This is a genomic window from Streptomyces sp. NPDC058231 (assembly GCF_042882275.1).
Taxonomy (GTDB): domain Bacteria; phylum Actinomycetota; class Actinomycetes; order Streptomycetales; family Streptomycetaceae; genus Streptomyces.
Genome location: NZ_JBHVWN010000001.1, coordinates 1 through 13,135, shown reverse-complemented (window position 1 = coordinate 13,135; position 13,135 = coordinate 1). Strand labels below are relative to the sequence as shown.

The window sequence follows — 13,135 nt, the reverse complement described above, 5'->3', positions numbered from 1 at the left end:
CGCGGTGTCTCACGACCTCAGACGAGCAACGTCCTACTCCGATCGACGACAACAAGGACGTCACGAACGCTACGACGGGACCCCACGGCACGGCAAAGGATTTACGGTGATGCCTGCCGCGCCGGTGGGGCGGCAGGACGGGGGCCGGACGATGGCACGTCGCTGGACGGACAGAGCCCTGAGGGCGCTCGCGGTGCTCTGCGCCGGTGCGGTGCTCACCGGATGTTTCGGACCGCAGCCGCCGATGTTCTCGGACGGTGAGTCCGTCCCCTCCGAGCAGCGGCGCATCCCACTGACCGTCCCGCCGGGACCCGACGGCAGCTGGTCGCTGCTCGGGACCGGGGACGGCCTGCTGGGTCAGGGGCGCAAGCTCGCCCGGATACCGCAGGAGGGTGAGGAGGGCGTGCGCGCCCCGGTGCGGGGCTGGACGGTGACTCTTCCGGCCGAGTTCGCCATCACCTCACGGCTGCCGGGCGGGCCGCACTCGGCTGTTCCGCTCTCCTCGCGCGGCACCGTGCTGATCGGCGGCCGCGCCGGCCGCGCGGACCCGACCGCCGTCGCCCTCGCCGACCCCGGCAGCGGCGCCCTGGTCTGGAGACACACCCTGCCCCCGGACAGCCGGGTCTTCATGATGCCCGGTCCCATCGGGACGGTGATCGGAGCGGCCACCTGCTCCGCCGCCGGATGCCGGTTCACGGCCTGGGACGTCTCCCGCGGGACGCGGCAGTGGAGCACCCGGATCACGGGGGCGTACCGGGTACGGACCCCGTGCGGCGCCGACGCCCTGGGCGGCCGTGCAGCCGCCGCCGAGGGCCTGTGCGAGCCGTTGCTCATCGGCAGGGACCGGGTCGGCACCCTCGACGAGGAGACGCACCGGCCGGAGTGGATCCCGGGCCTGCACCCGCCGGCCGGGACCGTCGACCGGGCCGCCCGGTTCAGCTACCGGACGTTCCTGGTCACCGCGCCCGCCCGAGGGAGCTGCCGGGCGACGGTCATGGCCGCCGCTCCGCCGGACGACGAGCACGAGGGGTGGCGGTACGACTTCGTCTGGGACCAGCCGCAGGCCGCCCGCGATCCGCGCACCGGCTGCCGCTGGGACCGCACCCTGTCGCTGAGGGCCGACTACGACCTGGTGCTGCCCGAGCGCGGCGGCGCCCTGGTCGTCGATCCGTACTTCGGTCCGAAGCAGACGCTCCGCCGGCTCGCCGAGGGGGCGTACCTGGTCCCGTCGGACGGCAGGGGCACCGAGGACCTGATCCGTGCCCCCGGCACTGCCGACCGCCCGGTCGACGCCGTCGTCGCCGACCGGCGGGCCAAGGCCCTGGGGGCGGGGGCACGGCGCGTGAACGGCGACCTCTTCCAGGTCGGGCGCCACCTGCTGCTGGTGAATTACGACGGCACCGTCCGCTGGCGCGGAACGTCGGACTGCGTCGCGTTCGCCGGGGCGAAGTCGCCCGTGACGTACTGCGACGGCCGGAACCTGGTGGAGATCAAAGCGGTGAAGAAGGACTGACCGGGGCGGTGGGAGCCGTCCGGGACGTCGGGGCCGGTCAGCAGGTTCCGTCGAGCAGCTCCGCCAGACTCCGGTCGACGTCCAGGAACCGGGACTCGTCGCCCGGGGGAACCAGCTCCTGCGCACGCCTGAGGAAACGGCGCAGCTCCGCCGTACGGACATGCACCATCGCGATGCCTTCGGCTGCATGGAACTCCAGGACCGTGCGGTCGTAGCCGAACGGCCTGACGCGTACGTCCCCGACGCCGGCCGGCGCGTCCACCCCGGCCGCCAGCAGATCGCGGGAGAACTCCCAGGCCACCTCGGTGCCCTCCAGGGTCGCCGGGGCGGGGAACGCCATGCGCACGGTGAACGGGTCCCCGCGGTCGTACTGCAAAGTGGCGGGAAGGGTCTCCATCCGCGGCGCGGATGCGACCATGCGGGCCTGCACGGACTGCTCGATGACGCTGGACAAGACCTGCTCCCTCTTGCGGCCGGACGGACGGTTCACGGCACCGACAGAGACGACGGAAGTCCCCTGTCCGTGCACTGCGAGGCGGCGTGAGTTGCATCACCGCGCACACCGCCTCCCGGATCATGTGCCCGCTCGTCGGCGGCGCATCCTGGACGGAGTACTGCCGGCCCGTCAGCTTCCTGCGTCATGAGGTCCGAGGGGAAGACGCCACGACGGATTTCATGGGGTCGGTTTACCGGGGTACCGACTGCCGTGCCGACGGCGCGGCAGTCGGTACCCCGGACGCAGGACGGCCCCGGCCGCCGGGCGAGCCGGCGCTCACCGAAAGGGCGGACGTCTGCTTCCGCGGCCTGTCGGCCCTCACCCGTCGCACTGCGCAGGCCGAGGCCGCACCGGGCCCGGCCCGCACGACACTTCCCCGTCGCCCGCCGCCCGGGAAGGCCGTCCGGGCAGGACCTAGGCTGGACGGCACCATGACGACGTTCCGCATGCCCGCCGACGCGGCCGAAGCCCGAGCCATTCAGGACACCCTCCGCGCCCGCGTGGTGCTGGACGAGCCGGGACCGCCGCCCGGCACGGGACGGGTGACCGGAGTCGATGTCGCCTACGACGACGAACGCGACGTCGTCGTGGCAGCGGCCGTCGTCCTCGACGCGGCAACGCTCGACGTCGTCGCGGAAGCCACCGCGGCCGGCCGGGTCACCTTCCCCTACGTCCCGGGGTTGCTCGCCTTCCGGGAGATCCCGACCGTGCTGGCCGCGCTGGAATCCCTTCCGGTCGACCCCGGCCTCGTCGTCTGCGACGGGTACGGCAGGGCGCACCCGCGCCGCTTCGGGCTCGCCAGCCACCTCGGCGTGCTCACCGGACTGCCCGTGATCGGCGTCGCGAAGAACCCGTTCACCTTCACGTACGAGCAGCCGGGTCCCCGGCGCGGTGACTCCTCCCCGCTCGTCGACGGCGACGAGGAAGTGGGCAGGGCGCTGCGCACCCAGGAGGGCGTCAAGCCGGTGTACGTCTCCGTCGGCCACCGGGCGGACCTGGACAACGCGTGTGCGCACACGCTCCTGCTGGCCAGGGACTTCCGGCAGCCGGAGAGTACCCGGAGGGCCGATGCGCTCTGCAGGCAGGCCCTCCGGGACGCGACCGCGTGAGTACCGGTGAGCGGTCGCATCTGAGTATGTGTACGGATATCACTCATTGATCATGAACGACACTCTGGTATGTATGAGCGATCGTCGAACAGCCACGCGCCCCGGAACCGTTTACGTCGCCCAGCGGCGCCTTGCCGTGGGGATGACTCTCGGAGTTCTGGCGGGAGCCGTCTGGGTCGTCTCGATGATCTGCACGCTCGCTTCGTGGGTGTTCTGACCCGGCGGCCCACCGGTCGCCGGGTCACGGATCCGCTCAGCGGACCGCCGCGACGCGGAAGCGCAGGCCTGCCCCGCGCAGCCGTCCCAGCAGTGCGTCGCCCATCGCGACGGCCGTGGTGACCTGCCCCGAGGTCGGCGGGAGTTCGTCGAAGGCGAGGCAGAGCGCGGACTGCGCGAGCATCTTCGCCGTCTCGTCGTAGCCGGGGTCGCCGCCGGAGACCTCCGTGTAGACCCGGCGTCCGCCGCCTTCTCCGACGAACCGGACGGTGAACCAGCTCCGCCTCCGGCGTTCCGCGTCCGGGCCCCGGCCCGGCTCGTAGCGGCCCATCAGCCAGTTCCGCGCGGCCGGCAACTGTGCGGCGCCGAGCAGGCCGCCCGCCGCCGCAGCACCGCCCAGTGCCATCGGCAGCGTCCGTACCGAGGCGAAGTGGCGGTAACGGAAGTCGGGGCCGTACCGCGCCAGTGCCCGCGCCGAGCGCTCGACGACCTGGGGGTCCAGGGTCGGCAGCGGCAGCGCCCAGGTGCCGGTCCCGGCGCTGAAGTGCGGGGTGCCGAACGGCGCGCGGGCGCGTCGGCCGACCAGCCGCGGTTCGTGCAGCCGGCGCTCCCGGGCGGCGCGCAGCAGTTGCGGGCCGCGGCCCATCGCGGTGAGCGCGGAGGCGAAGGTACCGCCGGAGAAGACGGCGTTGCTGCGGACGAAGCCGTCGACCGTCAGCGGCACGTCGGCCGGCAGCTGCTGGACGGTGAAGTACACCCCGAGGTCGTGCGGTACGGAGTCGAAGCCGCAGGCGTGCACGAGTCGTGCCCCGGTCTCGCGGGCCCGCACGTCGTGCTCCAGGAACATCCGGTCGACGAACTCCGCCTCACCGGTGAGATCGGTGTAGTCCGTCCCGGCCTCCGCGCAGGCGGCGACCAGCTGCTCGCCGTACCAGACGTACGGACCCACCGTCGTGGCGACCACATGGGCCGATTCGGCGAGTGCGCGCAGCGAGCCGGGGTCCTCCGCGTCGGCGTGCAGCAGAGGCAGCTCCGCGCAGCGGGGGTCGATGGCGGTCAGACGCTCGCGGACCTTCTCCAGCTTCGCCCGACTGCGGCCGGCCAGCGCCCAGCGGCAGCCGGCCGGCGCGTGGGCGGCGAGATATTCGGCGGTGAGGGCACCCACGAAACCGGTGGCGCCGAAGAGGACCACGTCATAGGGGCGTTCTGCCCCGTTCTGCCTGTTCACGAGTGCCTCCGCAGGGGCCGGCGCCGATGTAGCAGGCAGAGGTTAGCGGAGGGGTCGTGGCGGTGTGCAGCCGGGCGGCGATCGTGAGGGAGGATCCCGGAGAGAGAACTAAGCGCTTGCTCGGCCCAAGGGGTTGTGCGGAGCGCGGCACGTTCTTAGCATCATCGATGTTACATCGGTTGTGTCACACCGCTGGGGGCTTGATGGCAACGACGGAGCACGGTCGGCACGGCCCGTTGACCGGAGTGCGCGTGGTGGAGCTCGCGGGCATCGGCCCCGGCCCGTTCGCCGCGATGCTCCTGGCCGACCTCGGCGCCGATGTCGTCAGGGTCGACCGTCCCGGCGGTGCAGGGCTCGGTATCGACCCCGCGTACGACCTCACCAACCGCAACAAGCGCTCCGTGCTCGTCGACCTCAAGGCCGAGGACGGCCCGGACCGGGTGCTCGACCTGGTCGAACGCGCCGACATCCTGATCGAGGGATACCGGCCGGGCGTCGCCGAACGGCTCGGAGTCGGCCCCGACGTCTGTCTCGCCCGCAACCCCGGGCTCGTCTACGGGCGGATGACCGGCTGGGGCCAGGACGGGCCGCTCGCCGAACGGGCCGGGCACGACATCGCGTACATCGCCCTCACCGGCACGCTCTCCGTGATCGGCAAGCCCGGTGAGCCGCCCGCCGTCCCCGCCAACCTGGTCGGTGACTACGCGGGTGGCTCGCTCTACCTCGTCGTCGGCGTCCTCGCCGCCCTCCAGCACGCCCGTACGCCCGGCGGCGCGGGCCAGGTGGTGGACGCGGCGATCGTCGACGGTGCCGCACACCTCGCCACGATGATCCACGGGATGCTGGCGGCGGGCGGCTGGCAGGACCGGCGCGGTTCCAATCTGCTCGACGGCGGCTGCCCGTTCTACGGTTCGTACGAGACCGCCGACGGCCAGTACATGGCGGTCGGCCCGCTGGAGCAGCGGTTCTACGACGAGTTCGTCAAGCTCCTCGGGATCGAGGACCTGGCCCCGGACCGGGCGGACCTCACCCGCTGGGAGGAGCTGCGCACCGTCGTCGCCGACCGGTTCAGGACCCGGACGCGCGCGGAGTGGACCGAGGTCTTCGAAGCCACGGACGCCTGTGTGGCCCCCGTCCTCTCGCTCCGCGAGGCCCCGCATCACCCGCACCTCGCCGCCCGCTCCACCTTCGTCGAACACGGCGGCCTCACCCAGCCGGCCCCCGCACCCCGCTTCTCCGCCACACCCGTCTCCGTACGCAGCGCACCGGCGCAGCCGGGCGCGGACACCGAGGACGTCGCCCGCGACTGGGGCGTACCGAGCATGCACCGGCCCCGGAAGGACACCACCCCCTGATGGAACTCTCCCTGCCGCTGAACTACGCGGGCGACCCGCGCGAGGCCTGCGACCAGGTCGCTGCCCTGGAGTCCGCCGGACTCGACGCCGTCTGGGTCGCGGAGGCGTACGGCTTCGACTCACCGACCCTCATGGGCTATCTGGCCGCCCGCACCGAACGCATGAAGATCGGTGCGGCGATCCTCAACGTCTACTCCCGCACCCCCGCCCTGATCGCCCAGACCGGCGCCGGACTCGACGCGATCTCCGGCGGCCGGGCGCTGCTCGGGCTCGGCGCGTCCGGGCCGCAGGTCGTCGAGGGCTGGCACGGCAAGGCGTACGACAAGCCGCTCGGCCGGACCCGCGAGACCGTCGAACTGTGCCGCCGGATCTGGCGCCGCGAGGTCATCGACCACCACGGCATCACCGACATGCCGCTGCCCAAGGAGAAGGGCGGCCGGCTCGGCAAGCCCCTGAAGATCCTCACCCGTCCGGTGCGCGAGGAGATCCCGCTCTACATCGCCTCGCTCGGCCCCGCCAATGTCCGGCTGACCGCCGAGATCGCCGACGGCTGGCTACCCACCCTCTACCTCCCCGAGAAGGCCCGGCAGGTGTGGGGCACGGCCCTAGCCGAGGGCGCCGCCGAGCGCGACCCCGCGCGCGGCCCGCTGCAGACCGTCGCCGGTGGACTCCTTGCCATCGGCGACGACGCGGCCGCGCTCAGGGACCTCGCCCGCCCGCAGATCGCGCTGTACGTCGGCGGAATGGGCGCCAAGGGCAAGAACTTCTACAACGACCTCGCCGTCTCGTACGGGTACGAGAAGGAAGCCGCGCTCATCCAGGAGCTCTACCTCTCCGGGAAGAAGAGGGAGGCCGAGGCCGCCGTCCCGGACGAATTCTGCGAGCTCATGTCGCTGTGCGGACCCGAGGGGTACGTACGCGACCGCATCGAGGCGTTCCGCGAGTCCGGCGTCACCATGCTCAACGTCATTCCGGTCGGTCCCGATCCGGCCCGGCTGATCTCCACCGTCAAGAACTGGCTCTAGGGGGCCCGCAGTGCAGCGGCAGATCTTCACCGAGGAGCACGACGCGTTCCGTGAGACCGTCCGGACCTTCCTGACCAAGGAAGTCCTCCCGCACTACGAGCAGTGGGAGAAGGACGGCATCGTCTCGCGCGAGGCCTGGCTCGCGGCCGGCCGGCAGGGACTGCTCGGCTTCGCCGTGCCCGAGGAGTACGGCGGCGGTGGCACCACCGACTTCCGCTACAGCGCCGTCCTCGCCGAGGAGTTCACCCGGGCCGGCGCCCCCGGACTCGCTCTCGGTCTCCACAACGACATCATCGGCCCCTACCTCACCGGGCTCGCCACCGAGGAACAGAAGCGGCGCTGGCTGCCGGGCTTCTGCAGCGGCGAGATCATCACCGCCATCGCGATGACCGAACCCGGCGCGGGCTCCGACCTCCAGGGCATCCGCACCACCGCCGAGGACAGGGGCGACCACTGGCTGCTGAACGGCTCCAAGACGTTCATCTCCAACGGCATCCTCGCCGACCTGGTGGTCGTCGTGGCGAAGACCACCCCGGAGGGCGGCGCGAAGGGGCTCTCCCTGATCGTCGTCGAACGCGGCACGGAGGGCTTCGAGCGGGGCCGCAACCTCGACAAGATCGGCCAGAAGTCCCAGGACACGGCCGAGCTGTTCTTCAACGACGTCCGTGTCCCCAAGGAGAACCTGCTCGGTGAGCGCGACGGCGCGTTCATCCACCTGATGACCAACCTGGCACAGGAGCGGATGGGCATAGCGCTCGCCGGTATCGCCGCCGCCGAGTACCTCCTGGAGATCACCACCCAGTACGTCAAGGAGCGCGAAGCCTTCGGGCGGCCGCTCTCCAAGCTCCAGCACATCCGCTTCGAGATCGCCGAGATGGCCACCGAGTGCGCCGTCACCCGGACCTTCGTCGACCGGTGCATCGTCGACCACTCGAACGGCGAACTCGACGCCGTACACGCCTCGATGGCCAAGTGGTGGGCCACCGAACTGCAGAAGCGCGTCGCCGACCGCTGCCTCCAGCTCCACGGCGGCTACGGCTACATGGCGGAATACCGGGTCGCCAAGGCGTTCACCGACGGCCGCATCCAGACCATCTACGGCGGAACGACCGAGATCATGAAGGAGATCATCGGCCGCTCGCTGCTCGCCTGACCCCGACGATCGACCACCCTCGAAAGGCTGCTGTCTTGAGTACCGAAGCATTCGTCTACGACGCGATCCGCACCCCGCGCGGCCGCGGCAAGGCCAATGGCGCCCTGCACGGCACCAAGCCGATCGACCTCGTCGTCGGCCTCATCCACGAAATCCGCAACCGCTTCCCCGGGCTGGACCCGGCCGCCATCGACGACATCGTCCTCGGCGTGGTCAGCCCGCTCGGCGACCAGGGGTCCGACATCGCCCGGATCGCCGCCATCGCCGCCGGACTCCCGGACTCGGTGGCGGGCGTCCAGGAGAACCGGTTCTGTGCCTCCGGTCTGGAAGCCGTCAACCTGGCTGCGGCCAAGGTCCGTTCGGGCTGGGAGGACCTGATCCTCGCGGGCGGTGTCGAGTCGATGTCCCGGGTGCCGATGGGCTCCGACGGCGGCGCCTGGGCGATGGACCCGATGACCAACTACGAGACCGGCTTCGCCCCGCAGGGCGTCGGCGCCGACCTCATCGCGACCATCGAGGGCTTCTCACGCCGCGACGTCGACGAGTTCGCCGCGCTCTCCCAGGAGCGGGCCGCCGAGGCGTGGAAGGACGGCCGCTTCGCGCGCTCCGTCGTCCCGGTCAAGGACCGCAACGGCCTCGTCGTCCTCGACCACGACGAGCACATGCGCCCCGGCACCACCGCCGACTCGCTGGCCGCCCTCAAGCCCTCGTTCGCCACCATCGGCGAGCTGGGCGGCTTCGACGCCGTGGCGCTGCAGAAATACCACTGGGTCGAGAAGATCGACCACGTCCACCACGCGGGCAACTCCTCCGGCATCGTGGACGGCGCCGCACTCGTCGCGATCGGCTCGAAGGAGATCGGCGAGCGGTACGGTCTGACCCCGCGGGCCCGGATCGTCTCCGCCGCGGTCTCCGGATCCGAGCCGACCATCATGCTGACCGGCCCCGCCCCCGCCACCCGCAAGGCCCTCGCCAAGGCCGGACTCACCATCGACGACATCGACCTCGTAGAGATCAACGAGGCGTTCGCCGGTGTCGTCCTCCGCTTCGCCCGCGACATGGGGCTCTCCCTCGACAAGATCAACGTCAACGGCGGCGCCATCGCGCTCGGACACCCGCTCGGCGCCACCGGAGCGATGATCCTCGGCACGCTCATCGACGAACTGGAGCGCCAGGACAAGCGGTACGGCCTCGCCACCCTCTGCGTGGGCGGCGGGATGGGCGTCGCCACCGTCATCGAGCGCCTCTGACCGTCCCCGGCCACCCCTTGCCTACGGAGAACACAGCAATGACCGAGAGCACGACCATCCGCTGGGAACAGGACGAGACCGGCGTCGTCACCCTTGTACTCGACGACCCCAACCAGTCCGCCAACACGATGAACCAGGCCTTCAAGGACTCCATCGCGGCCGTCGCCGACCGCGCGGAAGCCGAGAAGGACGCCATCCGCGGCATCATCTACACCTCCGCCAAGAAGACCTTCTTCGCGGGCGGCGACCTCAAGGACATGATCAAGGTCGGCCCGGCGAACGCCCAGGACGCCTTCGACGCCGGCACCGCCATCAAGGGCTCGCTGCGCCGCATCGAGACCCTCGGCATCCCCGTCGTCGCCGCCATCAACGGAGCAGCCCTCGGCGGCGGTTACGAGATCGCACTCGCCTCCCACCACCGCATCGCGCTCGACGCGCCCGGCTCCCGCATCGGCCTGCCCGAGGTCACGCTCGGCCTGCTGCCCGCGGGCGGCGGTGTCACCCGCACCGTACGCCTCATGGGCGTCGCCGACGCGCTGCTGAAGGTCCTCCTCCAGGGCACCCAGTACACCCCGCAGCGCGCCCTGGAGAACGGGCTCGTCCACGAGGTCGCGGCCACACCCGAGGAGATGCTCGACAAGGCCCGGGCCTTCATCGACGCCCACCCCGAGTCCCAGCAGCCCTGGGACGTCAAGGGCTACAAGATCCCCGGCGGCACCCCGTCCCACCCGAAGTTCGCCGCCAACCTGCCCGCCTTCCCGGCCAACCTGAAGAAGCAGCTCGCGGGCGCCCCCATGCCGGCGCCGCGCAACATCCTGGCCGCCGCCGTCGAGGGCTCCCAGGTCGACTTCGAGACCGCGCTGACCATCGAGGCCCGGTACTTCACCGAGCTCGTCACCGGCCAGATCTCGAAGAACATGATCCAGGCGTTCTTCTTCGACCTCCAGGCCGTCAACTCCGGTGCCAACCGCCCCAAGGGCATCGAGGAGCGCCAGGTCAGGAAGGTCGCCGTGCTCGGCGCCGGGATGATGGGCGCCGGCATCGCGTACTCCTGCGCCCGCGCCGGCATCGAGGTCGTCCTCAAGGACGTCTCCACCGAGGCGGCCGCCAAGGGCAAGGCGTACAGCGAGAAGCTGCTCGCCAAGGCGCTCTCCCGGGGCCGTACGACCGAGGCGAAGCGCGACGAGCTGCTGGCCCTCATCACCCCGACCGGCGACCCGGCCGATCTGGCGGGCTGCGACGCCGTCATCGAGGCGGTCTTCGAGGACACCGCGCTCAAGCACAAGGTGTTCCAGGAGATCCAGGACGTCATCGAGCCCGACGCGCTGCTCTGCTCCAACACCTCGACGCTGCCGATCACGGTCCTCGCCAAGGGGGTCACGCGCCCCGCCGACTTCATCGGACTGCACTTCTTCTCGCCCGTCGACAAGATGCCGCTGGTAGAGATCATCAAGGGCGAGCAGACCGGGGACGAGGCCCTGGCCCGCGCCTTCGACCTGGTCCGGCGGATCCGGAAGACGCCGATCGTCGTCAACGACTCGCGCGGTTTCTTCACCTCGCGCGTCATCGGCCAGTTCATCAACGAGGGCGTCGCCATGGTCGGCGAGGGCGTCGAGCCCGCCTCGGTCGAGCAGGCCGCGGCACAGTCCGGCTACCCGGCCAAGGTCCTCTCGCTGATGGACGAGCTGACGCTGACCCTGCCGCGCAAGATCCGCAACGAGACGAGGCGAGCGGTCGAGGAGGCCGGCGGCACCTGGGCCGGGCACCCGTCGGACGCGGTCATCGACCGGATGGTCGACGAGTTCGGACGGACCGGGCGCAGCGGCGGCGCCGGCTTCTACGAGTACGACGAGGACGGCAAGCGGGCCGGGCTGTGGCCGGGGCTGCGCGAGCACTTCACGAAGCCGGACGCCGACGTCCCGTTCGAGGACATGAAGGAGCGGATGCTCTTCTCCGAGGCGCTGGACAGCGTCCGCTGCCTGGAGGAGAACGTCCTCATCTCGGTCGCCGATGCCAACATCGGCTCCATCATGGGCATCGGCTTCCCGCCCTGGACCGGCGGTGTGCTCCAGTACATCAACGGGTACGAGGGCGGCCTGCCCGGTTTCGTGGCGCGCGCCCGGGAACTCGCCGAGAAGTACGGCGACCGTTTCCTGCCGCCCGCGCTGCTGGTGGAGAAGGCCGGGAAGGGTGAGACCTTCCACGACTGACCGGCGGCCCGGCAGGTCACGTACGGCCGGAGACTGCGCCATCCGCGCCCCCCGGCCGTAAATCACCGGGTGGACGGCGGGACATCCTGCTAGCGTCAGCGTCATGAAGCGCACTGCCGTCATGACGACGACGCCGGAGAGTGTCCCGGCGCGCTGACAGATGTCTCAGTCCAAGCCCCGGGGCGAGTGCCCCGGGGCTTCGGCTTGCGGCTGCTCGCCCGATGACCGCGAGGAGACCGCCATGCACGACCACCGCAGGCTCGGCCGTGAACTGGACCTGTTCGACACCGACCCACTGATCGGCGCGGGCCTTCCGTACTGGCTCCCGGACGGCGCGACCGTCCGGCACACCCTGGAGGAGTACATCCGCACCGCCGAGCGGCGGGCCGGCTACCGGCACGTGTACTCGCCGGTGCTGGGCAAGCGGGAACTGTACGAGATCTCCGGACACTGGTCGCACTACAGCGACGACATGTTCCCGCCCATGGACGTGGGCTCGGAACAGGTCGTCCTGCGGCCGAGCCTCTGCCCCCACCACGCGGTGATCTACCGCTCCCGCTCCCACAGCTACCGCGAACTGCCGCTGCGCATGGCCGAACTGGGCGGCATGTACCGCTCCGAACTCTCCGGCGTGCTCGGCGGACTGACCCGCGTCCGGGCCATCCAGCTCAACGACGCGCACATCTTCTGCACCCTGGACCAGGTCGCCGACGAGGCGCGGGCCGCCCTGGAGATGATCCGCAGTGCGTACGAAGCACTGGGCATCCGCCCGGCCCGCTACCGGCTCTCGCTCCCCGGACCCGGCGGAAAGTACGTGGCCGCCCCCGATGAGTGGCGGCGCTCCGTCGACCTGCTCACCGAGGTCCTCGACCGGTCCGGCCTGCCCTACGAGCCGGCCGAGGGCGAGGCCGCGTTCTACGGCCCGAAGATCGATGTCCAGGTCACCGACGGCGCGGGACGGGAGTCCACCCTGTCCACCGTCCAGGTCGACTTCCACCAGCCCGAGCAGTTCGATCTGCACTACGTCGGCGCGGACGGCGCGAAACACCGGCCGGTCATGGTCCACCGCAGCATCATCGGCAGCGTGGAGCGGGCCGTCGCGCACCTCGTCGAACAACACGGCGGTGCGTTCCCCGCCTGGCTCGCCCCGACCCAGCTGGTGATCCTCCCGGTCTCCGAGGCGGAGCTGCCGAACGCCGAGGCGCTGGCGGCCCGCTGCGCCGACCGCGGGTTGCGGGCCGAGATCGCCGGGCCGGAACGCGGCACCCTGGGCGCCCGTGTCCGGGAGCACCGCCTGGTGCCGTACCTGGCCGTGATCGGCGCGAAGGAGGCCACCGAGGACCATGTCGCCGTACGGCTGCGCGACGGACGCCGCCTGGAACCGCAAACCGCCGACGCCTTCCTCGACCGGATCGGCGCGCTGGTGGACTCCCACACCACCGAGCTGTGGGACGCCGTCGCCTGACGGACGCCTGGGAGGGCGCCGCGGGGCCCCGGCACCGCGGGGGGCACTACGCCGGGGAACCGGCCCCCCGCACCGCCAGGAGCGACCCCAGGAAACCGGTCACCAACGCCAGCAG

The 13,135-nt window shown here is 71.3% G+C and carries 11 protein-coding genes; 9 read left to right on the top strand and 2 right to left on the bottom strand.

The genetic code is table 11. The features are described 5' to 3' along the window. Positions 1-109: 109 nt before the first annotated feature. Positions 110-1,513 carry a hypothetical protein gene (locus ACFVXE_RS00055; RefSeq protein ID WP_389667563.1) on the top strand — a complete coding sequence of 468 codons (1,404 nt, stop codon included), beginning with the start codon at positions 110-112 and terminating at the stop codon, positions 1,511-1,513. 37 nt (positions 1,514-1,550) lie between these two features. Here the strand turns inward: ACFVXE_RS00055 and ACFVXE_RS00050 are convergent, their stop codons facing one another. Continuing rightward, the gene (locus tag ACFVXE_RS00050) at positions 1,551-1,967 is read right to left on the bottom strand and encodes an SsgA family sporulation/cell division regulator (RefSeq protein ID WP_389667561.1); all 417 of its coding nucleotides are present in this window, start codon (positions 1,965-1,967) and stop codon (positions 1,551-1,553) included. Positions 1,968-2,440: 473 nt separating this feature from the next. Here ACFVXE_RS00050 and ACFVXE_RS00045 point away from each other — a divergent pair, with 473 nt between their 5' ends. After that, entirely contained in the window at positions 2,441-3,118 is a 678-nt protein-coding gene (locus tag ACFVXE_RS00045; protein WP_389667559.1) for an endonuclease V, read from the top strand. Between the two features lie 73 nt (positions 3,119-3,191). Beyond that, entirely contained in the window at positions 3,192-3,335 is a 144-nt protein-coding gene (gene mmpA / locus ACFVXE_RS00040) for a morphogenic membrane protein MmpA (RefSeq protein ID WP_389667558.1), read from the top strand. Positions 3,336-3,371: 36 nt separating this feature from the next. Here the strand turns inward: mmpA and ACFVXE_RS00035 are convergent, their stop codons facing one another. Next, positions 3,372-4,562 (bottom strand): saccharopine dehydrogenase family protein, encoded by a 1,191-nt coding sequence (locus ACFVXE_RS00035; RefSeq protein ID WP_389667556.1) that lies wholly within the window; start codon positions 4,560-4,562, stop codon positions 3,372-3,374. Positions 4,563-4,765: 203 nt separating this feature from the next. Here ACFVXE_RS00035 and ACFVXE_RS00030 point away from each other — a divergent pair, with 203 nt between their 5' ends. The 6 genes from ACFVXE_RS00030 (at position 4,766) to thrS (ending at position 13,020) form a co-directional block, all read left to right on the top strand. Next, positions 4,766-5,917, top strand: a complete 1,152-nt coding sequence (locus ACFVXE_RS00030) for a CaiB/BaiF CoA transferase family protein (RefSeq protein ID WP_389667554.1) — start codon at positions 4,766-4,768, stop codon at positions 5,915-5,917. After that, on the top strand, positions 5,917-6,942 hold the full coding sequence (locus ACFVXE_RS00025) for an LLM class F420-dependent oxidoreductase (RefSeq protein WP_389667553.1): 1,026 nt from the start codon (positions 5,917-5,919) through the stop codon (positions 6,940-6,942). The genes ACFVXE_RS00030 and ACFVXE_RS00025 overlap by 1 nt, the downstream gene beginning before the upstream one ends. A 10-nt stretch (positions 6,943-6,952) precedes the next feature. Beyond that, a complete protein-coding gene (locus ACFVXE_RS00020) occupies positions 6,953-8,095 on the top strand; it encodes an acyl-CoA dehydrogenase family protein (protein WP_030979747.1) in 1,143 nt (380 codons plus the stop codon). Between the two features lie 35 nt (positions 8,096-8,130). Further along, complete coding sequence (locus tag ACFVXE_RS00015; RefSeq protein WP_389667551.1) at positions 8,131-9,345, top strand: acetyl-CoA C-acetyltransferase; 1,215 nt, start codon at positions 8,131-8,133, stop codon at positions 9,343-9,345. A gap of 38 nt (positions 9,346-9,383) precedes the next feature. After that, positions 9,384-11,555 carry a 3-hydroxyacyl-CoA dehydrogenase NAD-binding domain-containing protein gene (locus ACFVXE_RS00010; protein WP_389667549.1) on the top strand — a complete coding sequence of 724 codons (2,172 nt, stop codon included), beginning with the start codon at positions 9,384-9,386 and terminating at the stop codon, positions 11,553-11,555. A 160-nt stretch (positions 11,556-11,715) separates the two neighbouring features. Beyond that, the gene (gene thrS, locus ACFVXE_RS00005) at positions 11,716-13,020 is read left to right on the top strand and encodes a threonine--tRNA ligase (protein ID WP_389667547.1); all 1,305 of its coding nucleotides are present in this window, start codon (positions 11,716-11,718) and stop codon (positions 13,018-13,020) included. The last annotated feature ends 115 nt before the right edge of the window (positions 13,021-13,135 follow it).

Bases quoted from the DNA above. Each gene is read 5' to 3' on its own strand.
- ACFVXE_RS00055 (WP_389667563.1), top strand. From the start codon at position 110: ATGCCTGCCGCGCCGGTGGGGCGGCAGGACGGGGGCCGGACGATGGCA.
- ACFVXE_RS00045 (WP_389667559.1), top strand. From the start codon at position 2,441: ATGACGACGTTCCGCATGCCCGCCGACGCGGCCGAAGCCCGAGCCATT.
- mmpA (WP_389667558.1), top strand. From the start codon at position 3,192: ATGAGCGATCGTCGAACAGCCACGCGCCCCGGAACCGTTTACGTCGCC.
- ACFVXE_RS00030 (WP_389667554.1), top strand. From the start codon at position 4,766: ATGGCAACGACGGAGCACGGTCGGCACGGCCCGTTGACCGGAGTGCGC.
- ACFVXE_RS00025 (WP_389667553.1), top strand. From the start codon at position 5,917: ATGGAACTCTCCCTGCCGCTGAACTACGCGGGCGACCCGCGCGAGGCC.
- ACFVXE_RS00010 (WP_389667549.1), top strand. From the start codon at position 9,384: ATGACCGAGAGCACGACCATCCGCTGGGAACAGGACGAGACCGGCGTC.
- thrS (WP_389667547.1), top strand. From the start codon at position 11,716: ATGTCTCAGTCCAAGCCCCGGGGCGAGTGCCCCGGGGCTTCGGCTTGC.